Source organism: Fusobacterium sp. IOR10 (genome assembly GCF_010367435.1).
Taxonomy (GTDB): Bacteria; Fusobacteriota; Fusobacteriia; order Fusobacteriales; family Fusobacteriaceae; genus Fusobacterium_B.
In genome coordinates, this window is record NZ_WJWY01000024.1 from 1 (window position 1) to 25,051 (window position 25,051).

The following is a 25,051-nucleotide window of genomic DNA, read 5'->3' on the forward strand; positions in this document are numbered from 1 at the left end:
AATAGAATTTTAATTTATAGCAATTTAACAAAAATAAAAATTCCTTCAGCATAAAGCTGAAGGAACAAAAACATTATTTATTTTTTTATTTTTCTCCACCAACACCAGTTGACAAAGAACCATTATTTTAAATGGCGGGAGCGACGAGAATCGAACTCGCGACCCCCAACGTGACAGGCTGGTGCTCTAACCAAACTGAGCTACGCCCCCATTTATTTTATTTAATTTTATTTGATTTTATGGTGGTCACAACAGGACTTGAACCTGTGACCCCCTGCTTGTAAGGCAGGTGCTCTCCCAGCTGAGCTATGCGACCTAAATTTAAATATGGTGGTGAGGGAAGGATTTGAACCTTCGAAAGCTGAGCTGGCAGATTTACAGTCTGCTCCCTTTGGCCACTCGGGAACCTCACCGACACTATTAATTTGTTATGGTACCCCGTAGGGGAATCGAACCCCTGTCTTCAGAGTGAAAATCTGATGTCCTAACCGTTGAACGAACGGGGCAAAAAAAATGGTGCCGCTTACCGGAATCGAACCAGTCACCTACTGATTACAAGTCAGTTGCTCTACCAGATGAGCTAAAGCGGCATCAAGATTGCATTTAATGATATCATAATCTCTATTCATTGTCAAATTTTTTTTTCTAATTTAAAGCAATCTAATTACCAAAGATACTTCTTATTTTCCTCAAAAATCCTCTTCCTATGTCTAGATCTAAAAATTCAATATCTTCCCCTAAAATTCTACCTACAATATTTTTATAGCTATCAGTTGCTAGAGATTTTCCTTTATAAACTAATGGTTCCCCTTTATTTGTTGAAATAACTATACTCTCGTCATCAGGAACTATTCCAAGAAGTTTTATTCTAAGTATTTCTAAGACATCATCAACGCTTAACATATTACCTTGTTTTACCATTTCTATTTTTATTCTGTTAACAATTAAGGTTATTTTTTTTATTTCTTCAGCTTCTAATAATCCTATAACTCTATCTGCGTCCCTTACAGCTGACATTTCTGGAGTAGTTACTATTATAGCTTCATCTGCAGCAACTATTGCATTTTTAAAACCTTGTTCTATTCCTGCAGGACAATCCATTATAATATAATCAAAATCTTCTCTAAGAGTTTCTATCAAACTCTTTATTTGTTCTGGAGTAATATCTGTTTTTTCTCTAGTTTGAGCTGCTGGTAATAGACTTAAATTTGTATTTCTTTTATCTTTTACTAGTGCTTGTTTTATCTTACAACGTCCTTCTATTAAATCAACTATATCATAAACTATTCTGTTTTCTAATCCCATAACAACATCTAAATTCCTAAGACCTATATCAGTATCTACAAGCAAAACCCTCTTACCTTTAAGAGCTAATCCTGCTCCTATATTGGCTGATGTTGTAGTTTTTCCTACTCCACCTTTCCCAGATGTTACAACTAGTACTTTTCCCATAATTTCCCTCCTAAATGCTGTTTCCTTTTCTAGCATATATTAAAGTATACCACACTAATTTTTATCATTCAATACGAATTTATTTAGATTTTTTATAATTATACCATCATTTTTTTCTTATGGATATAAAAAAGAGTATACTCTTAAATTGATATTTAAAAGCATACTCTTTTAGTACTTTTCACTAGATTTAAATTATTATAGCATAATTAATAATTTTGCTAATATTAGAGCTGTTACTGTACCTATGGCAGAACCTAATATTCCCATCATTAATCCTGCTGGAATTAAAGCTTCATCGTAAGTTCCTGCTAATATAGGGGCAGATACTGTACCTCCTATATTTGCTTGGGAAGCTATTCCACAAATATATAAATCTAATTTAAAGATTTTAGCCATAATTAATAAAACTATTAAATGGAATCCTAAAATTATCAATCCTGCAACTATATAGATTGCTGCTTCACTAAAACTAATAGTTGAAAAATCTGTTGCTGTTGCAATTAAGGCAACTACAACATACAAAAGAACACTTCCTATATGATCTGTTCCTTTAATTTTTTTCAATGGTGTTGTACTACCTATTAATCCAAATATAGTAGCTAATATAACTACCCATCCAGAACCACTGAAGAAACTTCTTAATCCATAAAAGAAAGCTCCTTTTTCTAGTGTTGATGGATGAACAACTTGTTTTCCAAGAACTAAAACTATACCTGCAACTCCCAATCCTAATCCTAAAGTTAACATGAAATCCATAAATTCATAATCTCTTTTATCTTCATTTGCTTCAGCTGATAAATGAATGCTTCTAATAATTTCATCTACATCTGCACTGTGAGCTCCTGAGAATTTATTAAATTTTTCTCTCATTGGAGCTAAAGTAATTAGCATAATTAACCAAAAAGAGGCACATATATTATCCATTAAGAAGGCATAAGTTAATGCTTGAGATCCTTCTTGTACACCTAATCCAACTTGAGCAGCAGCCATATTTGTTGAGCCACCTACCCAAGATGAAGAAAGTATTGCAAATGTTTGCCATGCATCTACATCTAATTTAGATTTAAATGCCATGAAAACAATTATAAATCCTATTATTATACTGGCTGTTACAGCTAAAAATGATCCAACTAGTTTAGGACCTAATTTAAAAATATCTCTTATATCATTTTTTAACAGCAATAAAAATAACATCATTGGTAGTAAATAATACTTCAATCCACTTATAAAGTGTGAAATTTCAGGTGTCAATTGCCATATATGCAATGATGCCCCTATCATTCCGCCAAAGTAAATAAATGTTAACCCTGGAATAAATTTGAAAATAGATAACTTAACTTTAATTTGTAAAAATAATACCAATGTTACAAATAAAATTAATAATGAAAAATAACTGTAAATACTTGTTATCATACAACCCTCCCTATAAATAATGAAATTTACCATATTAATTGTTTTGTTCACTAACAATTAATATGATTTTTTATAACTTTACCCTATTATAATACCATGTTAACCATAATTTTCAAAATTTTATCTTGAAATAATGATTAAAATAAAAGGTAGCTATCAAAAATAGATAGCTACCTTAATTTAAAAATTATTTACATATATTGTAAAAAACATCCATTCCGTTATATTGAGCCATTTCTCCTAATTCTTGTTCAATTCTTAACAATTGATTATATTTCGCCATTCTATCAGTTCTTGAAGTTGAACCTGTTTTTATTTGTCCTGCGTTAACTCCAACTACTAAATCAGCTATTGTTGCATCTTCTGTTTCTCCAGATCTATGAGAAACAACAGCAGTCATTCCTGCTCTTTTTGCCATTTCAATAGCATCTAAAGTTTCTGTTAATGTTCCTATTTGATTAAGTTTTATTAAAATTGAATTTGCTGATTTTTCTTTTATTCCTCTTGCTAATCTTTCTGTATTAGTTACAAATAAGTCATCTCCAACTATTTGAATTTTATCTCCTATAGCTGCTGTTAATTTTTTCCATCCATCCCAGTCATCTTCAGCTAAACCATCTTCTATTGATGTTATTGGATATTTTTCAACTAATTTTTTGTACCAATCAATCATTTCATCTGAAGTTCTTACAATTCCACCTTCTCTTTTGAATTCGTAATTTCCAGTTTCTTTGTTATAAAATTCACTAGATGCAGAATCTATTGCAAAAGTTATATCTTTTCCTGGTTCATATCCTGATTTTTTAATAGCTTCAAGCATCATATCCAAAGCACCTTCTGTACCATTTATATTAGCTGGAGCATATCCTCCTTCATTACCAACATTTGTGGAATCTCCATTAGCTTTTAATAATTTACCTAAATTATGGAAAACTTCAGCTCCCATTCTCATTGCTTCATGAAAATCCTTTGCTCCCACTGGTTGAATCATAAATTCTTGAACATCTACAGCTGAATCAGCATGTGATCCACCATTTAATATATTCATCATTGGAAGAGGTAGTTCTTTTGCATTAACTCCACCTAAATATTTGTATAATGGCATTCCTTCTGCTTCTGCTGCTGCTTTAGCTACAGCTAAAGATACACCTAATATAGCGTTTGCCCCTAATCTTCCTTTGTTTTTAGTCCCATCTAACTTTATCATCATTTTATCAATTTTAACTTGTTCTAAAGCATCCATACCTAGTAAAGCTGCCTTTATTTCAGTATTAACATTTTTTACAGCTGTTAGAACTCCTTTTCCTAAATATCTTGATTTGTCCCCATCTCTTAATTCAACCGCTTCATGTATACCTGTTGAAGCTCCTGATGGAACTGCTGCTCTTCCTTTAGCTCCACATGATAAAACTACATCAACTTCTATAGTTGGGTTCCCTCTTGAATCTAATATTTCTCTGGCCATTACATCAATTATATCTGTCATTTCTTCCTCCTTAAAATATTGTATAATTTATCTAACTTCTATTATCTTTAATGTATTTGTTGTTCCTTGAATAAACACTTCTTCACCACATGTTGCTGCTATAATATCTCCTTGTTCAACTAGTCCTAGTCCTACAGCTGCTTTTTCTGCATGTTCCATAAATTCTTTTAGAGTTTTTATATTTCCACTTAAATAAGGTACTACCCCTTTAGTTAAAAGCAATTGATTAAAAGCTTTTTGACTATTTGTTATTGCCATTATATTTGCTGTTGGAAAATATTTTCTTAAACTTCTAGCTGCTCTTCCTGATCCTGTTCCAACAACTATTAATTTAGCATTTAAAACTTCTGCAGCATCCACACAACCCTTAGCAACTGCTTCAGTAATTGTTAGTCTATCTTTTCTTTCGTAATCAACATTACTATATAATAATGGATCTGTTTTTTCGGCTATTCTAGTCATAACTTTCACAGCTTCAACTGGATATTTTCCCTTTGCACTTTCTCCTGATAACATAACTGCATCTGTTCCATCTAAAATTGCATTTGCTACGTCGTTAGCTTCTGCTCTAGTTGGTCTTGGATTATTTATCATTGAATCTAACATTTGAGTTGCAGTTATTACTGGTTTTCCAGCTTCATTACATTTTTCTATCATCATTTTTTGAGCAAACGGAACTTCTTCAACAGGAATTTCAACTCCTAAATCTCCTCTAGCGACCATTATTCCATCTGAATATTTTAATATTTCCTCAAAATTATCTAATCCTTCTTTATTTTCTATTTTAGAAATTATTTTAATTGCCTCTCCACCATTTTCAGTAAGTATTTTTCTAACTTCTTTAACATCTTCAGCTTTTCTAATAAAAGATGCTGCTACAAAATCTACCCCTTGTTTACATCCAAACTTAAGATCTGAAACATCCTTCTTAGAAAGAGCTGGTAAACTAACATTGACATCAGGAAGGTTTACTCCTTTATTTTCTCCTAATTCACCATTATTCAAGACTGTACACTTAACTTCGTTTCCTTCAATAGAATCTACTCTCATTTCCAATAGTCCATCGTCAATTAACACTATATTTCCAATTGATAAATCTGCTGCAAAATTATCATAAGTAACTGCTACTTTTTCATTGTTTCCTACAACAGTTTTATCTGTAGTAATTATAAACTTTTGCCCAGAAACCAATTTAACATCTTTCCCATTTTCCAACTTTATAGTTCTTATTTCAGGGCCTTTTGTATCTAAAAGTATTGCTGCTTTTAACCCTGTTTCTGCTTTTATTTCTCTTAATGTTGCTATTCTCTTAGCGTGTTCTTCATGATTACCATGAGAAAAATTTAATCTCATAACATTCATTCCTGCTTGCATAAGCTTTGTTAACATTTCTTTAGACTCACTTTTAGGACCTATAGTACAAACTATTTTTGTCTTCTTCACAAAATCACCTCAATAATTTTTTTTATTTACACACCCACAATAAAACTATAATAAATATTCTATATATTATGTTTAAATTTTAAACAATAAAGGTTCTTTTGTCAATTTTATTAACGAGCATTTTTTTATCCTTTTCCGTAATATCCTTAATCATCTATATATATAAATATAAAAAAAAGAAGATGCATAACATCTTCTTAAATATCTTAATGGCGGGAGCGACGAGAATCGAACTCGCGACCCCCAACGTGACAGGCTGGTGCTCTAACCAAACTGAGCTACGCCCCCGCAATAATGGTGGTCACAACAGGACTTGAACCTGTGACCCCCTGCTTGTAAGGCAGGTGCTCTCCCAACTGAGCTATGCGACCAAGTGGTGGCCAGAGGCGGAATCGAACCACCGACACGGGGATTTTCAGTCCCCTGCTCTACCGACTGAGCTATCTGGCCAAAATATTAAATTCTAAAAAAAAATGGCGGAGAACCAGAGACTCGAACTCTGAAGCCTTACGGCGTCGGTTTTCAAGACCGATTCCTTACCAATTAGGATAGCTCTCCAGCACATATGGTACCCCGTAGGGGAATCGAACCCCTGTCTTCAGAGTGAAAATCTGATGTCCTAACCGTTGAACGAACGGGGCATAAAATGGTGGATCTAATTGGATTTGAACCAATGACCACTCGGTTATGAGCCGAGTGCTCTAACCAGCTGAGCTATAGATCCATAAGTTTCTACAATCTACCATGTGTTAAATATAAGTATTCTTTTTTTCTATATGGCGTGTCTGAAGGGATTCGAACCCCTGACCCACGCCTTAGAAGGGCGTTGCTCTATCCAGCTGAGCTACAGACACAAATGAATAGATGGTGCGCCATACAGAATTTGAATCTGTGACAACACGATTAAAAGTCGTGTGCTCTACCAACTGAGCTAATGGCGCATATTTGGAGCGGGAAACGAGATTCGGACTCGCGACATTCAGCTTGGAAGGCTGACGCTCTACCAACTGAGCTATTCCCGCATATGTTTGAAATCTATTATTTATTTGGTGGCGGGGATAGGACTTGAACCTATGACCTTCGGGTTATGAGCCCGACGAGCTGCCAACTGCTCTACCCCGCGTTATATTGTGGTGCCTAGGGCCGGAATCGAACCGGCACGGTATCAAGATACCACGGGATTTTAAGTCCCGTGCGTCTACCTGTTCCGCCACCCAGGCTTCTTAAGTTAAGATGTTTTTCTTTCCCTCAAGACAAGAATAATAATATCATATAATCTATCTTGTGTCAACTATTTTTATTGACTTTTTTATGATTTTTTTATGATTTTTAATTATTATTGTTGTAGTTATCAAAACTAGCCCTTACTTTTCAGTCTCTATTTGAATTTTTATCTCATAAAATTCATTAATATTTTTTATAAACTTTTTTTGTTCTTTTTCATCTTTAACTAATAACTCTTTATATTTTTTATTTTTTCTTTTTATAAAATATTCAATTTTTGAAGCTTCACTTCTATTTTCCAAAGTAAAAATTATTTCTATTTTTTCAACACCTTTTATTTTAGTGTATCTTGCTCCCTTTCCAGATTTATGCTTTTGATATCTCTTTTGAATATTGTTAGTTATCCCAGTATACAAACTATTATCTTTACATCTCAAAATATAAACATACCAATTTTTCATTTTCTTCCTTCTTTTTAAATATAAAATAAGTTATAATCTATTCAACATAATTTATTTTATCATATATTTTTAAAAGGAGTGATGTTTTTGGATAATTTAAAAGGAAAAAGAAAATTTTATGCCTATGAACTTTCTATTTTGTTAATTATTGTTTTTTTTGCATTTTTTTTAACTTACGTTCATTTCACATATAATGAAAATGTCTTATTAGGTCTGAGAAGAATTATGGAATCTCAATCCATTTTGATTACTGATTTTCTTGTAGTAGGTGGTATTGGAGGGGGGTTTTTAAATGCTTTTTTGATTTTATTTCTTAATTTTTCTATTATTAAAATTTTAAAAATAGAGATTTCTGGAATTGTTCTAGCTTCTTTATTCACTGTTTTTGGGTTTTCTTTTTTTGGAAAAAATATTCTAAATATTTTGCCAATATACATTGGAGGAATTATCTATAGTAAATACGAAGGAATTCCCTTTAGAGATATTTTTATACGTATTTCTTTTGCTACTGCTCTAGCACCTTTTATCAGTGAAATTGCATTTAGCACCAATTCTTTTGAATTTTCTTATATCAATGGAATTATGTTTGGAATTTTTATTGGTTTCATAATTAGTCCATTAGCTAAAAAAATGAAATCTTTTCATGAAGGATATAACCTTTATAATATGGGATTTACTGCTGGTATTTTAGGAACCATCTTAAATAGTATTTTAAAATCCTATGGTTTTAATGTTGCCTCTAGAAAAATACTTTCAACAGAATATGATTTCACAATAAAGTTAATTTGTTGTTTTATTTTTTTTATTTTTCTAATTATTGGATTTTTTATAAATGACTATTCTCTTAAAGGATATAAAGAATTAGTCAAAGATCCTGGTCTTGAAGCCGATTTTATAAATAATTATGGTTATGGATTGACATTTTTAAATATGGGGATTATGGGATTTATTTCCCTTGGATTTGTTATGATATTTAGTGAACCTTTAAATGGCCCAATGCTAGCTGGAATATTTACTATTGTAGGTTTTTCAGCTCATGGAAAAACTTACATGAACACTATTCCTATTTTAATTGGAGTTAGCTTAGCTGGTCTAACTGGTACTAATTTTAATTCTTTCACTATAGTTCTTTCTGGACTATTTGGAACTTCTCTTGCGCCTATTTCAGGGGTTTTTGGAATTTTCTGGGGTATTGTTGCTGGTTGGTTGCACCTTACTGTTGTAACAACTATAGGGACTATCCACGGGGGTCTAAATTTATATAACAATGGATTTTCTGCTGGTATTGTTGCTGGGTTCTTACTACCTATATTAAGAACTTTAAATGAACGAGCTGCAAAAAAAGAATTGAAATTTTTCAAAAAAAGAAAAGAAATAATAAAATTAATACATAGCAAAAAAGTCAAGCCAAATGAATTTAAAAATATAGAAGATAAATTGTAAAAAAATAACCTCTATATAGGTTAATTATCCTATATAGAGGTCTCAGATTCTTATATTTTATCTATTCCCAATGTAGCTATTCCATTCAAAGTTAAATCAATTTCTTTTTTATATCCATTCTTTATTTTATAGTAAGCAGCTAAAGATATCATAGCTCCATTATCTGTGCATAATTTCATAGAAGGATAAAAAACTTTTATTCCTTTTTTTTCGCCTTGTTCTTTTAAATTCTTTCTTAACAAAGAATTAGCTGCAACTCCACCTGCTATTATTATATTATTAACTGGATATTCATCATAAGCTTTTAATACTTTATCACATAAAATATCTACAACTTTTTGTTGAAAGGAAGCTGCTAAGTCTTCTGGTTTAAAATATTCTTTTTTCATATTCATCTTATTTACATAATTTATAACAGATGTTTTTATTCCAGAAAAACTAAAATTATATTCTCCTACTTTTGGAGTTGTAATTTTTAGGAATTTAGGATCTCCTTCATAATACATTTTATCTATAACTGGCCCTCCAGGATATCCTATACCTAAAACTCTAGCCACTTTGTCATAAGTTTCTCCAACTGCATCATCCAATGTTCCACCTAAATTTTTGAAATTAGAATCCTTATCTATATATATTATGTTAGTGTGCCCTCCTGAAACTACAAGAGCAATACAAGGTAATTCAACTTCGTTTTCTATAAAATTAGCGTATATATGCCCTCTTATATGATGCACAGGGATCAAAGGAATATTTTTACCATAAGCTAATCCCTTAGCAAATGAAACTCCAACAAGTAGAGCTCCTATCAATCCAGGGGCATATGTCACTCCAATGTAATCTATGTCATCTAAAGTAACCTTGGCTTCTTCTAAACTTTCTTGTAATATTGCTGCTATATTTTTTATATGTTGTCTTGAAGCTATTTCAGGAACAACTCCACCATATTGTTTATGGATCTCTATCTGAGATGATATTTTATTTGATAAAATTTCCTTTCCATCTTTAACTATGGCTATTGATGTTTCATCACAAGATGATTCTATTCCCAATATTAACATTTATCCTCCCTAATTTTTAAAACTATGTATTGGAGCTGGTACTCTTCCTCCTCTATTGATAAACTTTTCACAACTAAATTTATTTACCAAAATTATTGGAGCGTAACCTAGTAGCCCTCCAAATTCCACATATTCCCCCACATCTTTTCCTATAACTGGAATTAATCTAGCTGCTGTTGTCTTATTATTTATCATTCCTATTGCTGCCTCATCTGCTATTATTCCTGATATTGTAGATGCTGATGTATTTCCTGGAATAGCTATCATATCTAAACCAACAGAACATACACAAGTCATTGCTTCTAATTTTTCCAATGTTAAAGCTCCCAATTCAACAGCTTTTATCATGGCGTGATCTTCACTAACTGGAATAAAAGCTCCACTTAATCCCCCAACATAAGAAGATGCCATAACCCCACCTTTTTTTACATTATCATTTAACATTGCCAAAGCTGCTGTTGTTCCTGGAGCTCCAGGTTGTTCTAATCCCATTTCTTGAAAAATTTCACCAATACTATCTCCAACAGCTGGAGTAGGAGCTAAGGATAAATCTATTATTCCAAATTCTACACCTAATCTTTTAGCTGCTTCTTGAGCTACTAATTGACCTACTCTAGTTATTTTAAAAGCTGTCTTTTTTATTACTTCACATAAATTTTCAAAATCTGAATCTCTAACTGATTCTAATGCTTTTTTTACAACTCCTGGACCACTGACTCCAATATTTACAACAGCTTCTGCTTCACCTAATCCATGGAAAGCTCCAGCCATAAATGGATTATCTTCCACAGCATTACAAAATACAACTAATTTTGCACAACCAATACTAGATTGATCTTTTGTTAATTCTGCTGTCTTTTTTATTATTATTCCCATTTCCTTAATGGCATCCATATTAATTCCATTTCTACTTGTTCCTATATTAACTGAAGAACATACTCTTTCTGTTACTTTCATTGCTTCAGGAATTGAATTTATTAAAATTTTATCTGATTTTGTATATCCTTTTTGAACTAAGGCAGAAAAACCTCCTATAAAATTAACACCACATTCCTTTGCTGCTCTATCTAAAGTTTTGGCAACGCTAACATAGGAATCAGTTTTACACCCTGCTGCTGCTATTGCTATTGGAGTTATAGATATTCTTTTATTAACAACTGGTATCCCAAATTGTTTTGCAATGTCATCTCCCACTTCAACTAAATTTTTAGCATATTTTATTATTTTATTATATATTTTTTCATTAAATTTATTAATATCTGAATCTGCGCAATCCATTAAACTAATACCCATAGTTATAGTTCTAACATCCAGATTTTCTTCAGATATCATCATATTAGTTTCTATTATTTCTCCTCTTGAAATCATATATCCCTCCTATAATTAAATACGGTGCATGCAATTAAATATTTCTTCATTTTGTATAGTTATAATAACTCCTAATTCTTCCCCTATATCTGTTAATTTCCCCTGTATTTCTTTTGTTGTTTGAAGTTCTTTTGTTATTTCAACTATCATCATCATATTAAAATAACCCTTTATTATGGTTTGAGATATATCCAAAACATTTATTTCTTTTTCTGCTAAATAAGTACATATTTTTGCTATAATACCAACTTTATCGCTTCCTAAAACAGTAATTATACATTTCATTTTTTGCCTCCCATAATTTTATTATACATTATAGCATAGTTTATTTATTAAAAAAACACTAAATCATAAAAACACCATAAATATTTATGGTGTTTTTATGATTTAGTGTTAGACTGTTGTTATTTCTTTTTCTTTTAAAGCTAATAATTTTTCTATATCTTTTATTACTTTATCTGTAATTTTTTGAACTTCTTCTTCAGCATCTTTTAATTCATCAGTTGTTATTTCTTCTGATTTTTCCAATCTTCTTAAACTATTATTTATATCTTTTCTAATATTTCTAGCTGCAACTTTACCTTCTTCAGCATCTTTTTTAGCCATTTTTACATATTCTTTTCTTCTATCAGCTGTTAATTCAGGAATTAGTAATCTTATTACTCTTCCGTCATTATTTGGTGTTAAACCTAAGTTAGCTACCATAATTGATTTTTCTATAGATGGAATTATTGATTTATCCCAAGGATCAATAACCAAAAGTCTTGCTTCTGGAGCTGATACTGTACCCACTTGATTTAATGGCATCTCAGATCCATATTGTGAAACTTTGATTTCATCTAACATAGAAACATTAGCCCTTCCAGCTCTAATTGATGTAAATCTAATTTTTGTTGCTTCAACTGTTTTCTCCATTTTTTCTTTACATTCTTTAATCAAAATATCTTTACTCATTATCTATCCTCCCCATTTTTATAATACTACTGTTCCTATTTTTTCTCCTAAAACAACTTTTTTTATATTCCCTTCTTTAAGAGAATCAAAAACTATTAAAGGAAGTTTATTATCTCTACATAAAGAAATAGCAGCTGCATCCATTACTTTTAAATCGTTATTTAAAACTTCTGTGTATGTTATTGTTTCGTATTTTTTTGCATCTTCAAATTTAACTGGATCTTTATCATAAATACCATCAACTTTTGTTGCTTTTATAACAATATCTGCATTTATTTCTATAGCTCTTAAAGCTGCTGCTGTATCAGTTGTAAAATATGGATTTCCTGTTCCTGCTCCAAATATCACTACTCTTCCTTTTTCCAAATGTCTTTGGGCTCTTCTTTTTATAAATGGTTCTGCTATTTTAGGCATTTCTATAGCTGTCAATACTCTTGTAGGAACTCCTAGTTTTTCTATAGAATTTTGAAGAGCTAAAGAATTAATTACAGTAGCTAACATTCCCATATGATCCCCAGTAACTCTATCCACACCTTGCTCAGCTCCTGAAAGTCCTCTGAAAATATTTCCTCCACCTATAACTACACCTATTTCAACTCCTAAATCAACTATATCCTTTATTTGTTTAGCATATGAAGAAATTACCTCAGATGATATTCCAAATTCTTGATCCCCCATTAATGCCTCTCCACTTAATTTTAGTAATATTCTGCTATACACAGGTTTCATTCTTTCCTCCTATTTTTTTAAAAAAATAGGGATGCTATTGCATCCCATGTTTTATCTTCTTAAGAAGTATTATCCTTTAATTTGAGCTGCAACTTCAGCTGCGAAATCTTCTACTTTCTTTTCAATTCCTTCTCCCACTTTATATCTAGTGAAAGACATTACTTTCATGTCTCCTGCGAATTTTGCAACTGTTTCTTTATTTTCAGCTCTAACATAAATTTGATCAACTAAACAATTTTCTTCATAGAACTTTCTCATTTTTCCAATTAATATTTTTTCTATAATTTGAGCTGGTTTACCTTCCATTTCCAATTGTTTTCTAGCTATTTCTTTTTCATGTTCTAACATATCTGTTGTTACATCTTCTTCACGTAAGTATCCAGGGTTCATTGCTGCTGCATGCATAGCAATTCCTTTTGCTTTTTCTAATCTTTCAGGTGTAACTTCCCCTGACATTTCAACTATTACTCCTAGTTTTCCACCTAAATGATTATAAGTAGTAACAAAACCAGTTGTAACAACCTTTTCCATTCTTCTAATATTCATGTTTTCTCCAATTTTAGAAATTAGAGCAACTAATGATTCTTCAACTGTTTTCCCATCAGCTAATTTTTCAGCTTTTAATTCTTCAACAGTTGAAATTTCTTTATTTAAAGCTATTTCTACTAAAGCTTTTCCAAAGTTTTTGAATTCATCATTTTTAGAAACAAAATCTGTTTCTGCATTAAATTCTAAAACTACTGCTTTTTTATGATCATCAGAAACACCATCAAAAATTAATCCTTCTGAAGCTACTCTTCCTGATTTTTTTATAGCTTTAGCCATACCTTTTTCTCTTAGTAGGTCTACAGCTTTTTCTATGTCACCGTCTGTTTCTGTAAGTGTTTTCTTACAGTCCATCATTCCAGCTCCAGTCATTGTTCTTAATTCTTTTACTAATTTAGCTGTGATTTGCATGTTCTTTTTTCCCCCTTAAAAATTATTTTGCAGCTCCATTTTCTGAAACTTCTTCAGTTAATGCTTTTGCTTCTGCTGCTTTTTCTTCAGCACCTTGTTTACCTTCTATAACTGCATTAGCCATTAATGTAGTCATTAATTTTACTGATCTTATAGCATCATCATTTGAAGGAATTGGATAATTAATTAGGTCTGGATCTACATTAGTATCAAGCATAGCTATTACTGGGATTCCTAAGTGACTAGCTTCTGCTACTGCTAAAGCTTCTTTTTTTACGTCAACAACAAATAACGCTTTTGGTAATCCTGGCATATCTTGAATTCCTGCTAAATTTTTAGATAATTTATCTAATTCTTTTCTTAATTTAGAAGCTTCTTTTTTTGTATAAGAGTTATCTAATACACCTTCTACTTCCATTTTAGTTAATTCTTTAAGTCTTGCTATTCTTCCTTTGATAGTTCCAAAGTTAGTTAACATTCCACCTAACCATCTATTATTTACATAATACATTCCTGCTCTTTCAGATTGTTCTTTTATTGTATCTTGAGCTTGTTTTTTTGTACCAACAAATAAAACGTGCCCACCTTCAGCTGCTATATCTCTTACTACTGAATAAGCAACCTCAATTTTTTTCAATGATTTATGTAAATCAATTACATGAATCCCATTTCTTTCTGTAAAAATATACTTTTTCATTTTTGGATTCCATCTTTTTGCTTGATGTCCAAAATGAACTCCTGATTCTAACAATTGTTTCATTGTAACTACTGCCATTTTTATTCCTCCTAGTTTTTGGTTAATCTTCCGCTAATCTTGAAAACTGAACAACTCAAATGAGCACCATGTTCAGAAATAATTAGCGTGCTTTTTATAGCATTTTATTTTATCATTTATCATTTATGTTGTCAACCTTATCCTTTGATTTTCTTACTCTTTTTATATAAATAACTCTATTTTTTTATATTTATCACATTCTGTTTCTAAAAAATTTATTGATTTTTCCAATGGATTTCCTTTAAATTCTCTTCCATTAAAATTACATATTTTTATGCAGGCACAACATTGAATACATTTTTCAACATCAACTATTCCTGTATTTTCTTTGGAAATGGCTCCAGTGGGGCAAACCTCAGAGCAAACATTACATCCTTTACAATTTTCATTTGGTAAAGGAGCAATATTCTTTTTTTCTCCATCTTTTTTATAAGGTCTATTTCCTGGAACTTCTATGTTTTCAATTGTTTTAGCTTTTTTTATTTTTTCAACAATTTGTTTCCCAAAATTAAAGGCTTTTTCTGTGTCTTCCTTATTTGGACGCCCTGTAGCTACTTTATCAGTGTAAGAATGTTCTCCTAAAAATGCTCCTGCTCCAACAACTTTAAATCCATTTTCCACAAAAATGTCTTTCATTTCTATTAATGTATCATCATAATGTCTATTGCCGTATACTGCTACTAAAACAATTGGAGTTTTATTTCCTTTTATTTTACTTAAAGCCTTTCTAACAACTTTTGGAGTTCTTCCAGCATAAACAGGTACTCCCACTATAACTAAATCCTTTTCAGAGAATTTATAGTCCTTTACATCTTTTTCCACAAAGGTTAAATCCTTATCATTTATTTTCAAATTTGTTCCAAGGGCAATATTTTGAACAACAGTTTTTGTTGTTTGGGTAGGACTAAAATAAAAAACATTTACAGTTTGAATTTCCTTACACATTTTTGATCATCTCCATAAATTTATTGTTTGTATTCTAAAATTGAGTTTATTGATTTTTCTAAAATCCCTGATAAATATGCTAAAATTAATCCATAATTTGTAATTTCAACATTTTCTTCTTCACACTCGTTAATTCTAATCTCCATATTTTTTTTTGTAATCATGCAAGCTCCACAATGAATTACTAAATCATACTTTTTTAGATCTTTCGGGAAATCTTTCCCAGCTGAAAAACTAAAACGAAATTTTTTCCCTGTTTTTCTTTCTAATAATTTAGGAATTTTTACTCTTCCTATATCTTCGTGGGAAGTATTATGCGTGCAATTTTCAGATATTAAAATTTGAGCTCCATCTTTCAAACTATTAATTTTTTCTATTCCTGAAATTAATTTTTTTAAATCTCCCTTTTGCCTAGCGAAAATTATAGAAAAACTAGTTAAAGGAAATTTATCATTGACCATTTTATCAACTTTTTTAAATATTTGAGAATCAGTTATTATCAAAGAAATATCAGTTCTTTTCTTTTCATTTAGTATCTCTTCTAATTCTGTATCTCTACAGACTATACTTTTAACTCCCTTATCTAAAGCTGCTCTCAATAATTGAACTTGAGGAAGAATTAACCTTCCCTTTGGAGCTTCTGAATCTATTGGAATGACCATAACTATAGTATCTCCATAACTTGATATTCCATCTAATAATCCTGGTTCTGATTCTAATACATTTAAATTTTCCAACAATATTTCTTTAAAATTTAAAATAGAACTTCTATCATTTGTATTTACAAAGAAACAATTTTTAATTAATTTTTTTATTTCTTTCTTTTGTATTAAATTTAACTTTTCTTCTCTTGTTACAACATTTATATATGGAATTGAGTATTTCTTTAAAATTAAAATATTTTCATTGTATAATTTTAAATTAAAATTCCTTCCATCAATAACGTAAATAACGAAATCTGAACTTCTGATTTCTTTTATCGTTTTTTCTGTTCTTAAAGTCCCTAATTTAGAATCATCATTAAAACCAGCTGTATCTATAAATAATACAGGGCCAAAAGGTAAAAATTCCATAGCTTTTTTTACAGAGTCTGTAGTTGTTCCTTTTACATCTGAAACTATTGATATTTCTTGATCTGTAATTGCATTTAGAAGTGAAGATTTCCCAGCATTTGTAGATCCTATTATTGTTATTTTAAATCTATTTGAATTTGGAGTGGTCTCCATTCTTTGACCTCCTTTTTATACTTCTTTTAAAAAAGATAACTCTACTATTCTTATTCCATCAACAGCTGCACTCATTATTCCTCCAGCGTATCCTGCACCTTCTCCTATTGGATATAATCCTTTTATATTAATTGATTCCCCTTTTTCATTCCTTAAAATTCTAACTGGAGATGATGTCCTTGTTTCAGGAGCTATTAAATTGGCTCCTTTTGATATGAAAATTTTACTTTGTTTTCCCCAGTGTAATAAGGCTTTTTTCATATTTCTTGTAATTACTTCTGGAAATAATTTATTTAAATCATAAGAAACTTTTTTCATTTTATAACTTGTTTCTATTTGAGATTTTGTTATCTTTCCTTCTAGAAAATCAGGAACACTTTGATACAATGCCCCGTAGTTTTCAACTAATTTATAGGTTTTTTCCTCTAGCTCTTCTTGAAATTTCATTCCTGAAAATAACTCTGTTCCAAATTCATCTTCCTTTATTCCCACTACAAGAGCTGAATTTGAAAATTTCCCATCTCTTTGAGAGTAGCTCATCCCGTTAACTAAAGTTCCATTAGGATTAGAGGCTGCATTTACTATTACCCCACCTGGACACATGCAAAAAGAAAAAGTTCCCCTGTTTTCTTCTTTATTATTATATGTGAAATTATAAGTTGCTGCACCTAGTCTCTGATCTCCTGCAAATTTACCAAATTGCATTTTATCAATATCTTTTCTTAAATGTTCTATTCTAGCTCCAATAGCAAAAGCTTTATTTTCCATTGCTACTTTATGTTTATTTAGCATCCTATATGTATCTCTAGAAGAATGCCCTATTCCTAAAATAATACTATCTATTTCTAAGGTTTCTATTTCATTTTTATCATTTTTTATTATTGCTTTTCTAACTTTTCCATCTGTAATTACAATATCTGTTAATTCGTTTCTAAAATAAAAAACTCCCCCTAATGAAATTATTTTTTCTCGAAGATTTTTAATGATAACTTTTAATCTATCAGTTCCAATATGAGGTTTGTTTTCCCAAAAAATTTTACTATCTGCTCCACATTCTATAAATTCTAAAAAAACTTTATCAATATATGGACTTTTAATTCTAGTGTTAAGTTTTCCGTCTGAATATGTTCCTGCTCCACCTTCTCCAAACTGAATGTTAGAATTTTTGTCTAATTTTCCTTCGCTTATAAATTTATTTATTGTTTTATCCCTATTATCTATATCTTCTCCTCTATCTATTATAATAGGCTTATAACCGTGTTCTGCTAATCTTAATGCTGCAAATAACCCAGAAGGCCCTGCACCTATAATTAAGATTTTTGTATCCTTATTAATAGCTACTTTTCTTTCAATCTTCTTATCTTTCACAATAGAAGCATTTTTTAATTTTTTTAAATCTATCTCATTTATTAATTCAACTTGTATATTATAGACAAATTTTATATTGCTTTTTTTTCTTGCATCAATTGATTTTTTAATTATTTTATAACTTTTTATGTTATTTTTTCCTATTCCACTTTTTATTAACTCTTTTTTTATTTCTTCTTCTTGATCTTTTTCAAAAAATACTGTTATATTATTTATATTTACTTTCAATAAATCACCTCAAAAAAATTATACCATATTCTTATTTTTATTTCTTAGTTAATTTAGCTATAAAAAATGCACCTAAAATCTTAGATAAATTAGATTTTAGGTGCTCTAGAAAACTGGTATTTTTTTTATATTTTAAGTACTATTTTTTTCTCCAAATTTTCATTTTTTTAGCTGCTTCTATTAGTTCTTCTCTAAATTGAGGATGAGCTATTCCAATTAATGCCTCTGCTCTTTCCCAAGTTGTTTTTCCTTTTAAATTTACTTTTCCATACTCAGTAACTATAAATTGTACGTTGTCCCTTGTATCAGTTACAATGGAACCTTTATCTAAAAGAGGTTTAATTCTTGAACATAAGTTTCCTGCTTTATCTTTGAATGTTGAAGATAAACAAATTATACTTTTTCCACCCTTTGATAAATATGAACCTAATACAAAGTCAAGTTGACCACCTGCACCACTTATATGCTTAGTTCCTGCACTTTCAGAATTTACTTGTCCAAATAGATCTATGTCTACAGCATTATTTATTGAAATAAAGTTGTCTATATTAGAGATTACTCTTACATCATTAACATAGTCAACTGGTGCTGCCATTACCTCAGGATTTTTATTTAAAAAATCATACATTTCTTTTCCACCTGCAGCAAAAGTAAATACTTGTCTAAATCTATTTGAAGATTTATTAGTACCTGTTACTTTTCCAGCTTTTGACATTTCAACAAAAGCATCAACATACATTTCAGAATGTACACTTAAATCTTTCAAGTTAGATTTAGCTATCAAACTACCTACAGCAGTTGGCATTGCCCCTATTCCCAGTTGAATACAACATCCATCAAATAATTCTTCAACTATTTGCTCTGCCACTTTATTATCAACTTCTGTTGGTGTTGGAGCTGGTAAAATAGGAATATCATTATTTTCACTTTCAACAATCATATCCACATCTGCTATATTTATACTATTTTCAAATCCACCAAAACATACTGGCACTTTTTCATTTACTTCTACAATTATTTTTTTTGCACTTTCACAAACTGCTCTCATATGAGAAGGACTTAACCCAAAATTGAAATTACCAAATTCATCCATTGGTGCTGCTTGGAAAACTGCAATATCAACTTTTGCTCCTCCATCTCTATAATATCTAGGAAGTTCAGAATATCTTATAGGACCGTGGAATCCAAACCCTTTTTTTATAGCTGCTCTTTCGATTCCTGTAGTATGCCATGAATTCCATGTGAAATGGTCTTCTGGTTTATCAATCTTAAATATTTCTGGTTCTTTTAATAAAATTCCACCTCTTAAAACTACATCTTTTAATTGTGGCATTCTTTTAGCTAAGGCTTTATCCACTGCTACAGTAGTACAAGTACACCAACCATAATCCACATAGGAACCTGATTGTATTGTAGCGGCTGCTTCCTCAGCTGAAACTAATTTCTTTTTATACTCTTGCTCTAAATTTTTCATTAAATTCACCCCTTAAAATATTATTATTTCTATAATCATCTTATACCTCTAAAAACAAAACCAATCAATTGATTTTACTACAATTATCATATTCTTTCAAGTTTTTTTGAATTTCTATAATAAAAAAAAAGGAACCTTTAAAAGTCCCTTTTTATCTTTATATTTTAAACTAAAGCTATAATAGCTAATTCTGCAGAGTCTCCTCTTCTTACAGAAGTTTTAATTATTCTAGTATATCCACCATTTCTTTCTGCATACTTTGGTGCTAAATCATTGAATAATTTTGCTACTGCTTCTTCATCTCTCAAGAATGCAAAAGCTCTTCTTCTGTCAGCTAAAGTTCCTTTTTTACCTAAAGTAACCATTCTATCTAAGAATTTTCTAAGTTCTTTAGCTCTAGTAACTGTAGTTTCTATTCTTTCTTCTCTTACTAATGAGATAGTTAAATTTTTAAGCATAGCTTTTCTGTGATCTGCTCTTCTACCTAACTTTCTATATGATTTGTTATGATTCATTAGTTAGCTTCCTCCTTATAATATTATTCAGAATACTCATTCTGATTAAGGTCAAATCCTAATTCTTTCATTTTTTCAAGAATTTCATCAAGAGATTTTCTTCCAAGATTTTTTATTTTTAGAAGGTCTGCCATACTTAGCTTAGCTAATTGCCCAACTTCTTCTATCCCTGCTTTTTTCAAACAATTAAAAGATCTAACTGTTAAATCAAGTTCTTCTATTTTTGTATCAAGCATATTATTATCTTTTTCTGAATTTTCCTCTTCTTCTTCTTCTTCTTCTATATCTTCTCTTAAATATTCTAATCTATTTCCTAAATCTAAAAATGGATTTAAATATAGTTTTAAAAGTTCTACTGAATAAGAGACTGCATCTCTTATAGAAACACTTCCATCAGTTTCTATATTAAGAATTAGTTTATCAAAATCTGTTACTCTACCAACCATTGTAGCTTCTATTGCATACGAAACTTTTCTGATTGGAGTATATATAGCATCTATAGCTATACAATCTACAGCCCAATTTTTTCTATCTATTTCTTCTGAAACAACAAATCCTTCTCCAACATCAACTAAAAATTCCATATCTATTTCTCTTTCAGTTGTTATTGTACAAATAACTTGTTCAGGGTTTACTATTTCTAGACCGATATCTGGTATTATATCAGCAGCGGTAACTATTTTAGGGCCTTTAACAGATAGAGTCATTTTTCTCTCTCCAACTGATTCAGTTTTTACTACTATTTCTTTAATATTAAGAATAATGTCAGAAACAGGTTCCTTCACTCCCTCAATAACTGAAAATTCGCTTAAAACTCCATCAATTCTTACACCTTTTATAGCAGCACCAGGTATAGAAGAAAGAAGAACTCTTCTTAAAGCATTACCAATTGTATTTCCATACCCTCTATATAAAGGCTCGATAATATATTGTCCTTTAAACTCATCCTCTTTAACTTCTTTTATTTGTATACCTCTAGCATGTTTTTCAATTTTTAACATTTGATCAACTCCTATTAAAAGGCTTATTATCTTGAATATAATTCAACTATTAGAGATTCATTAATATCAAAATCTAAATCTTCTTTAGTTGGAACTTGAATAACTTTCCCTGCAAATGCAGCTTTATCAAGCTCTAACCAAGCTGGAACAGCTCCTGCTTCAACAGCTTCTTTTACTAGATCTAAGTTTTTAGAATTCTCTATTACAGAAACAACATCCCCAACTTTAACTCTGTAAGATGCTATATTTACTTTTCTTCCGTTAACTGCAATATGTCCATGAGAAACAATTTGTCTAGCTTGTCTTCTAGTTTTTGCAAAACCTAATCTGTAAACAACATTTTCTAATTTTCTTTCAAGGTATTCTATTAATATTAAACCAGTTACCCCTTCTTTTCTTGTTGCTTCTTCATAAAGTTTTCTAAATTGTTTTTCCATTACATTATATATAAATCTTGCTTTTTGTTTTTCTCTTAATTGTATTGCGTATTCTGTAGGTTTTCTATTTGCGTTTGGTCTGAATCCTCTTTTTGAAGTTTTATTAACTCCTAAAACTATAGGTTCAATCCCAAGTGCTCTACATTTTTTTAATATAGGCTGTCTATTTCTTGCCATATCTCAAACATTCCTCCTTTGTTTAAATTGTCATTTAAATATGACTAGGTTACATTCTTCTTCTTTTTGGTGGTCTGCATCCATTATGTGGAACTGGTGTTACATCTGTAATTTTAGTAACTTCTAATCCAGCTGCTTGTAAAGATCTTACACAAGCTTCTCTTCCTGATCCAGGTCCTTTTGCCTTAACTTCAACTTTTTTCATTCCATTTTCAATTGCTGCTTGAGCTGCTTGTTCAGCTGCCATTTGAGCTGCAAATGGAGTTCCCTTCTTAGTTCCTTTGAACCCTGAAGTTCCACCTGATTTCCAACTAACTACTCTTCCTTCTAGGTCAGTAATAGCGATAATTGTATTATTGAATGTTGAATGTATATGAGCTATTCCGCTAGGAATACTTTTTAATTTCTTTTTAACTTTAGCTACTTTTTTAGCCAATTTAGCTCCCTCCTTACTTTCCAATTCTAATTTTCGATAAATTGTTTAAACAACCTATCTTTTTACCATTTTCTTAGGACCTTTTACTGTTCTTGCATTAGTTTTTGATTTTTGTCCTCTTACTGGTAAATGCATTTTATGTCTTAATCCTCTGTAACATCTAATGTCTAAAAGTCTCTTAACTGCTAATCTAACTTCTTTTCTTAAATCTCCTTCAACTCTTAGGCCATCGATGATTCCTCTAATCTTATTTAATTCTTCTTCAGTTAAATCTTTTACTCTTGTGTCAAAATCAACGCCTGCTTGAGTTAAAACATTTTGAGAAGTTTTTCTTCCAATCCCATAAATATAAGTTAATGATATTTCAACTCTCTTATTTCTAGGGATATCTACTCCTGCTATTCTAGCCAATTTGGTTCCTCCTATTCACAAAAATTTATATATTGCTAACATCTGTGGTTAGCTAACACTTTCTTCGACATGCCTTATGTATATAAGAACAAGCTCTACAGCTTAACATGTCTTTACAGTACTTCCATTGTCAGTACTACATTTGTTCCTCTTAGCAAAATAACTTTAACTAAGTAAAATTCAAAAAGAAAACTATCCTTGAACTTGTTTATGCTTAGGGTTTTCACATATAACTCTTATTTTACCATGTCTCTTGATTACTTTGCATTTGTCACAAATAGGTTTAATTGATGTTCTTACTTTCATCTCTACCTCCTTTTTCGTGATAAAAAAAACTATTTTTTTCTATAAACTATTCTTCCTCTTGATAAATCATAAGGCGAAATTTGAACAGTTACTGTATCTCCTGGTAAAATTTTGATGTAATTCATTCTCATTTTTCCAGATATGTGACCTAGTATTGTGTGTCCATTTTCTAACTTAACTTGAAACATCGCATTTGGAAGGGTTTCTAAAATAGTTCCTTCTAATTCGATAACATCTTTCTTTGACATATTTCCTCCTATCGAACAGAAATTCATATTATCATAACATATACATTAAAAAAAGTCTATATAATTCTATCTTTTTTTTAGTCTAATTTACTTAACACCAACGGTTTTCCATTAACTATTGCTATGGAATGCTCAAAATGAGCCGATCTCTTTCCATCTTTTGTAACTACTGTCCATCCATCATCTAACATATTTATTTTATAACTACCTTCATTAACCATAGGTTCTATGGCTAAAACCATTCCATTTTCTATTTTTAAGCCTCTTCCTTTTCTACCATAGTTTGGTATACAAGGATCTTCATGCATTGCTTTCCCAACACCATGACCTGCATAATCTCTAACTACTGAAAATCCTTCTGACTCAACATATTTTTGAATGGCGTGACCAATATCTCCTAATCTATTTCCAACTATTGCTGCTTCTATACCTATTTCTCTTGATTTTTTTGTTACCTCTAATAATTTTTTTGATTTATCATCAATTTCTCCAACAGGATAAGTTATTGCAGCGTCCCCATAATATCCATCTAATATTGTTACAGTGTCTATGCTTACTATATCTCCATCTTTTAAAATAATATTTTCACTAGGAATCCCATGTACAACCCCTTCATTTACTGATATACAAGCCCCAGCTGGGAAAGGTTCGTATATTCCAGGAACTCCTATAGTTCCTGGAATAGCCCCTTGAGATATTATATAGTCTTCTATTATTTTATTTAATTCCTTTGTTGAGACTCCTGGTTTTATATTCTTAGGCAATATATTTTCATAAAGTCTAGCTATTATTTGATTTGCTTCTTTTATTTTATTGATTTCTTCCATTGTTTTTATAACAATTGCCATTTTAAGTCCTTTCTTTAATAATTATCCTAAAATTTCAAATATTCTCTTTGTTATTTCTTTTATATCCATTGTACCATCAATTTCTTCCATAGCTCCTCTTTCTTTATAAAAATCAAATAAAGGAGCTGTTTGAGAATGATATTCTGCTAATCTATTTTCTACTGTTTCTGCATTATCATCTTTTCTTTGAACAAGTGCTTCTCCACAAAAATCGCAAATTCCAGCTTTTTTAGGGGGGTTAAATTCAACATGAAAAGATCCTCCACATGATTTACAAACTCTTCTTCCTACAACTCTACCTACTATTAATTCATCTGGAACATTTAGTGAAATAACTTTATCTAAAGAAATATTCATTTCATTCATTAATTTTTCTAAAGATTCAGCTTGAGCTAAAGTTCTTGGGAATCCATCTAATATAAATCCTTTTTTGCAATCTTCCATTGATAGTCTATCTTTAATTATTCCAACTATAATTTCATCTGAAACTAATTTCCCTGATTCCATACAAGCCTTAGCCTCAAGTCCCATTGGTGTACCTGCAGCAACTGCTGCTCTTAACATATCACCTGTTGATATTTGTGGAATCCCGTATTTTTCTATAATATACTTTGCTTGTGTCCCTTTTCCTGCTCCGGGAGCTCCAAATAACATAATGTTCATTT

At 30.6% G+C, this 25,051-nt stretch carries 26 protein-coding genes and 16 tRNA genes; 1 reads left to right on the forward strand and 41 read right to left on the reverse strand.

Features of this window, described 5'->3' with window-relative positions; all coding sequences use genetic code 11:
• Positions 1–132 precede the first annotated feature (132 nt).
• The 21 genes from GIL12_RS07375 to GIL12_RS07475 all read right to left on the reverse strand — a co-directional run bounded on the left by GIL12_RS07375 (position 133) and on the right by GIL12_RS07475 (position 7,482).
• Positions 133–210 (reverse strand) — tRNA-Asp (locus tag GIL12_RS07375).
• A 30-nt stretch (positions 211–240) separates the two neighbouring features.
• Positions 241–316, reverse strand: a tRNA-Val gene (locus GIL12_RS07380).
• A gap of 12 nt (positions 317–328) precedes the next feature.
• A tRNA-Tyr gene (locus GIL12_RS07385) sits at positions 329–413 on the reverse strand.
• An 18-nt stretch (positions 414–431) separates the two neighbouring features.
• Positions 432–506 (reverse strand) — tRNA-Glu (locus GIL12_RS07390).
• Positions 507–514: 8 nt separating this feature from the next.
• Positions 515–590, reverse strand: a tRNA-Thr gene (locus GIL12_RS07395).
• Between the two features lie 70 nt (positions 591–660).
• Entirely contained in the window at positions 661–1,452 is a 792-nt protein-coding gene (minD, locus tag GIL12_RS07400) for a septum site-determining protein MinD (RefSeq protein ID WP_163469863.1), read from the reverse strand.
• A 198-nt stretch (positions 1,453–1,650) separates the two neighbouring features.
• Positions 1,651–2,868, reverse strand: coding sequence for a DUF819 domain-containing protein (locus GIL12_RS07405; protein ID WP_163469864.1), 1,218 nt, complete (start codon positions 2,866–2,868; stop codon positions 1,651–1,653).
• A gap of 187 nt (positions 2,869–3,055) precedes the next feature.
• The gene (eno, locus tag GIL12_RS07410; protein ID WP_163469865.1) at positions 3,056–4,354 is read right to left on the reverse strand and encodes a phosphopyruvate hydratase; all 1,299 of its coding nucleotides are present in this window, start codon (positions 4,352–4,354) and stop codon (positions 3,056–3,058) included.
• Between the two features lie 27 nt (positions 4,355–4,381).
• Positions 4,382–5,797 (reverse strand): pyruvate kinase PykF, encoded by a 1,416-nt coding sequence (gene pykF, locus GIL12_RS07415; RefSeq protein ID WP_163469866.1) that lies wholly within the window; start codon positions 5,795–5,797, stop codon positions 4,382–4,384.
• 210 nt (positions 5,798–6,007) lie between these two features.
• Positions 6,008–6,085 (reverse strand) — tRNA-Asp (locus GIL12_RS07420).
• 7 nt (positions 6,086–6,092) lie between these two features.
• Positions 6,093–6,168, reverse strand: a tRNA-Val gene (locus tag GIL12_RS07425).
• A 3-nt stretch (positions 6,169–6,171) separates the two neighbouring features.
• Positions 6,172–6,247 (reverse strand) — tRNA-Phe (locus tag GIL12_RS07430).
• Positions 6,248–6,271: 24 nt separating this feature from the next.
• A tRNA-Ser gene (locus tag GIL12_RS07435) sits at positions 6,272–6,355 on the reverse strand.
• 8 nt (positions 6,356–6,363) lie between these two features.
• Positions 6,364–6,438 (reverse strand) — tRNA-Glu (locus GIL12_RS07440).
• A gap of 6 nt (positions 6,439–6,444) precedes the next feature.
• Positions 6,445–6,521 (reverse strand) — tRNA-Ile (locus GIL12_RS07445).
• A 53-nt stretch (positions 6,522–6,574) separates the two neighbouring features.
• Positions 6,575–6,651: transfer RNA gene (locus GIL12_RS07450), tRNA-Arg, on the reverse strand.
• Between the two features lie 11 nt (positions 6,652–6,662).
• A tRNA-Lys gene (locus GIL12_RS07455) sits at positions 6,663–6,738 on the reverse strand.
• 5 nt (positions 6,739–6,743) lie between these two features.
• A tRNA-Gly gene (locus tag GIL12_RS07460) sits at positions 6,744–6,819 on the reverse strand.
• 25 nt (positions 6,820–6,844) lie between these two features.
• Positions 6,845–6,920: transfer RNA gene (locus GIL12_RS07465), tRNA-Met, on the reverse strand.
• Between the two features lie 8 nt (positions 6,921–6,928).
• A tRNA-Leu gene (locus GIL12_RS07470) sits at positions 6,929–7,017 on the reverse strand.
• A 144-nt stretch (positions 7,018–7,161) separates the two neighbouring features.
• Positions 7,162–7,482, reverse strand: coding sequence for a GIY-YIG nuclease family protein (locus GIL12_RS07475; RefSeq protein WP_163469867.1), 321 nt, complete (start codon positions 7,480–7,482; stop codon positions 7,162–7,164).
• 87 nt (positions 7,483–7,569) lie between these two features.
• Here GIL12_RS07475 and GIL12_RS07480 point away from each other — a divergent pair, with 87 nt between their 5' ends.
• The gene (locus GIL12_RS07480; RefSeq protein WP_239056082.1) at positions 7,570–8,925 is read left to right on the forward strand and encodes a DUF1576 domain-containing protein; all 1,356 of its coding nucleotides are present in this window, start codon (positions 7,570–7,572) and stop codon (positions 8,923–8,925) included.
• Between the two features lie 50 nt (positions 8,926–8,975).
• Here the strand turns inward: GIL12_RS07480 and tsaD are convergent, their stop codons facing one another.
• The 20 genes from tsaD to GIL12_RS07580 form a co-directional block, all read right to left on the reverse strand.
• Positions 8,976–9,983, reverse strand: a complete 1,008-nt coding sequence (tsaD, locus tag GIL12_RS07485; RefSeq protein ID WP_163469869.1) for a tRNA (adenosine(37)-N6)-threonylcarbamoyltransferase complex transferase subunit TsaD — start codon at positions 9,981–9,983, stop codon at positions 8,976–8,978.
• Positions 9,984–9,992: 9 nt separating this feature from the next.
• Complete coding sequence (locus tag GIL12_RS07490) at positions 9,993–11,351, reverse strand: PFL family protein (protein WP_163469870.1); 1,359 nt, start codon at positions 11,349–11,351, stop codon at positions 9,993–9,995.
• 15 nt (positions 11,352–11,366) lie between these two features.
• Positions 11,367–11,636 (reverse strand): ACT domain-containing protein, encoded by a 270-nt coding sequence (locus GIL12_RS07495; protein ID WP_163469871.1) that lies wholly within the window; start codon positions 11,634–11,636, stop codon positions 11,367–11,369.
• Positions 11,637–11,744: 108 nt separating this feature from the next.
• Positions 11,745–12,305 (reverse strand): ribosome recycling factor, encoded by a 561-nt coding sequence (frr, locus tag GIL12_RS07500; RefSeq protein WP_163469872.1) that lies wholly within the window; start codon positions 12,303–12,305, stop codon positions 11,745–11,747.
• A gap of 18 nt (positions 12,306–12,323) precedes the next feature.
• The gene (gene pyrH / locus GIL12_RS07505; protein ID WP_163469873.1) at positions 12,324–13,034 is read right to left on the reverse strand and encodes a UMP kinase; all 711 of its coding nucleotides are present in this window, start codon (positions 13,032–13,034) and stop codon (positions 12,324–12,326) included.
• Between the two features lie 69 nt (positions 13,035–13,103).
• Positions 13,104–13,991, reverse strand: coding sequence for a translation elongation factor Ts (tsf, locus tag GIL12_RS07510; RefSeq protein WP_163469874.1), 888 nt, complete (start codon positions 13,989–13,991; stop codon positions 13,104–13,106).
• Positions 13,992–14,013: 22 nt separating this feature from the next.
• Positions 14,014–14,766 carry a 30S ribosomal protein S2 gene (gene rpsB / locus GIL12_RS07515; RefSeq protein WP_163469875.1) on the reverse strand — a complete coding sequence of 251 codons (753 nt, stop codon included), beginning with the start codon at positions 14,764–14,766 and terminating at the stop codon, positions 14,014–14,016.
• A 162-nt stretch (positions 14,767–14,928) separates the two neighbouring features.
• A complete protein-coding gene (locus tag GIL12_RS07520) occupies positions 14,929–15,711 on the reverse strand; it encodes an EFR1 family ferrodoxin (RefSeq protein WP_163469876.1) in 783 nt (260 codons plus the stop codon).
• A 20-nt stretch (positions 15,712–15,731) separates the two neighbouring features.
• Positions 15,732–16,937, reverse strand: a complete 1,206-nt coding sequence (gene hydF / locus GIL12_RS07525; RefSeq protein WP_163469877.1) for a [FeFe] hydrogenase H-cluster maturation GTPase HydF — start codon at positions 16,935–16,937, stop codon at positions 15,732–15,734.
• Between the two features lie 15 nt (positions 16,938–16,952).
• On the reverse strand, positions 16,953–18,533 hold the full coding sequence (locus GIL12_RS07530; RefSeq protein ID WP_163469878.1) for an NAD(P)/FAD-dependent oxidoreductase: 1,581 nt from the start codon (positions 18,531–18,533) through the stop codon (positions 16,953–16,955).
• Positions 18,534–18,672: 139 nt separating this feature from the next.
• Positions 18,673–20,007, reverse strand: coding sequence for a butyryl-CoA:acetate CoA-transferase (locus GIL12_RS07535; protein ID WP_163469879.1), 1,335 nt, complete (start codon positions 20,005–20,007; stop codon positions 18,673–18,675).
• 164 nt (positions 20,008–20,171) lie between these two features.
• Positions 20,172–20,522, reverse strand: a complete 351-nt coding sequence (gene rplQ, locus GIL12_RS07540) for a 50S ribosomal protein L17 (protein WP_163469880.1) — start codon at positions 20,520–20,522, stop codon at positions 20,172–20,174.
• A gap of 23 nt (positions 20,523–20,545) precedes the next feature.
• On the reverse strand, positions 20,546–21,523 hold the full coding sequence (locus GIL12_RS07545) for a DNA-directed RNA polymerase subunit alpha (RefSeq protein WP_163469881.1): 978 nt from the start codon (positions 21,521–21,523) through the stop codon (positions 20,546–20,548).
• A gap of 26 nt (positions 21,524–21,549) precedes the next feature.
• Positions 21,550–22,137, reverse strand: a complete 588-nt coding sequence (rpsD, locus tag GIL12_RS07550; RefSeq protein ID WP_163469882.1) for a 30S ribosomal protein S4 — start codon at positions 22,135–22,137, stop codon at positions 21,550–21,552.
• Positions 22,138–22,186: 49 nt separating this feature from the next.
• Positions 22,187–22,573 (reverse strand): 30S ribosomal protein S11, encoded by a 387-nt coding sequence (gene rpsK, locus GIL12_RS07555; protein ID WP_163469883.1) that lies wholly within the window; start codon positions 22,571–22,573, stop codon positions 22,187–22,189.
• Positions 22,574–22,627: 54 nt separating this feature from the next.
• Positions 22,628–22,984: a 30S ribosomal protein S13 gene (gene rpsM / locus GIL12_RS07560; RefSeq protein ID WP_163469884.1), complete on the reverse strand. Its 357-nt coding sequence runs from the start codon at positions 22,982–22,984 to the stop codon at positions 22,628–22,630.
• Between the two features lie 192 nt (positions 22,985–23,176).
• Complete coding sequence (rpmJ, locus tag GIL12_RS07565) at positions 23,177–23,290, reverse strand: 50S ribosomal protein L36 (RefSeq protein WP_163469885.1); 114 nt, start codon at positions 23,288–23,290, stop codon at positions 23,177–23,179.
• Positions 23,291–23,319: 29 nt separating this feature from the next.
• A complete protein-coding gene (gene infA, locus GIL12_RS07570) occupies positions 23,320–23,538 on the reverse strand; it encodes a translation initiation factor IF-1 (RefSeq protein WP_163469886.1) in 219 nt (72 codons plus the stop codon).
• A gap of 77 nt (positions 23,539–23,615) precedes the next feature.
• Complete coding sequence (map, locus tag GIL12_RS07575) at positions 23,616–24,386, reverse strand: type I methionyl aminopeptidase (protein WP_163469887.1); 771 nt, start codon at positions 24,384–24,386, stop codon at positions 23,616–23,618.
• A 21-nt stretch (positions 24,387–24,407) separates the two neighbouring features.
• Positions 24,408–25,049 (reverse strand): adenylate kinase, encoded by a 642-nt coding sequence (locus GIL12_RS07580; protein ID WP_163469888.1) that lies wholly within the window; start codon positions 25,047–25,049, stop codon positions 24,408–24,410.
• Positions 25,050–25,051 lie beyond the last annotated feature (2 nt).

Bases quoted from the DNA above. Each gene is read 5' to 3' on its own strand.
- infA (WP_163469886.1), bottom strand. From the start codon at position 23,538: ATGTCAAAGAAAGATGTTATCGAATTAGAAGGAACTATTTTAGAAACC.
- frr (WP_163469872.1), bottom strand. From the start codon at position 12,305: ATGAGTAAAGATATTTTGATTAAAGAATGTAAAGAAAAAATGGAGAAA.
- GIL12_RS07490 (WP_163469870.1), bottom strand. From the start codon at position 11,351: ATGATTTCAAGAGGAGAAATAATAGAAACTAATATGATGATATCTGAA.
- GIL12_RS07405 (WP_163469864.1), bottom strand. From the start codon at position 2,868: ATGATAACAAGTATTTACAGTTATTTTTCATTATTAATTTTATTTGTA.
- GIL12_RS07545 (WP_163469881.1), bottom strand. From the start codon at position 21,523: ATGTTAAAAATTGAAAAACATGCTAGAGGTATACAAATAAAAGAAGTT.
- pyrH (WP_163469873.1), bottom strand. From the start codon at position 13,034: ATGAAACCTGTGTATAGCAGAATATTACTAAAATTAAGTGGAGAGGCA.
- tsf (WP_163469874.1), bottom strand. From the start codon at position 13,991: ATGCAAATCACAGCTAAATTAGTAAAAGAATTAAGAACAATGACTGGA.
- tsaD (WP_163469869.1), bottom strand. From the start codon at position 9,983: ATGTTAATATTGGGAATAGAATCATCTTGTGATGAAACATCAATAGCC.
- rpsB (WP_163469875.1), bottom strand. From the start codon at position 14,766: ATGGCAGTAGTTACAATGAAACAATTGTTAGAATCAGGAGTTCATTTT.
- hydF (WP_163469877.1), bottom strand. From the start codon at position 16,937: ATGGAGACCACTCCAAATTCAAATAGATTTAAAATAACAATAATAGGA.
- GIL12_RS07535 (WP_163469879.1), bottom strand. From the start codon at position 20,007: ATGAAAAATTTAGAGCAAGAGTATAAAAAGAAATTAGTTTCAGCTGAG.
- GIL12_RS07495 (WP_163469871.1), bottom strand. From the start codon at position 11,636: ATGAAATGTATAATTACTGTTTTAGGAAGCGATAAAGTTGGTATTATA.
- rpsD (WP_163469882.1), bottom strand. From the start codon at position 22,137: ATGGCAAGAAATAGACAGCCTATATTAAAAAAATGTAGAGCACTTGGG.
- eno (WP_163469865.1), bottom strand. From the start codon at position 4,354: ATGACAGATATAATTGATGTAATGGCCAGAGAAATATTAGATTCAAGA.
- GIL12_RS07580 (WP_163469888.1), bottom strand. From the start codon at position 25,049: ATGAACATTATGTTATTTGGAGCTCCCGGAGCAGGAAAAGGGACACAA.
- GIL12_RS07520 (WP_163469876.1), bottom strand. From the start codon at position 15,711: ATGTGTAAGGAAATTCAAACTGTAAATGTTTTTTATTTTAGTCCTACC.
- GIL12_RS07475 (WP_163469867.1), bottom strand. From the start codon at position 7,482: ATGAAAAATTGGTATGTTTATATTTTGAGATGTAAAGATAATAGTTTG.
- rplQ (WP_163469880.1), bottom strand. From the start codon at position 20,522: ATGAATCATAACAAATCATATAGAAAGTTAGGTAGAAGAGCAGATCAC.
- map (WP_163469887.1), bottom strand. From the start codon at position 24,386: ATGGCAATTGTTATAAAAACAATGGAAGAAATCAATAAAATAAAAGAA.
- rpmJ (WP_163469885.1), bottom strand. From the start codon at position 23,290: ATGAAAGTAAGAACATCAATTAAACCTATTTGTGACAAATGCAAAGTA.
- minD (WP_163469863.1), bottom strand. From the start codon at position 1,452: ATGGGAAAAGTACTAGTTGTAACATCTGGGAAAGGTGGAGTAGGAAAA.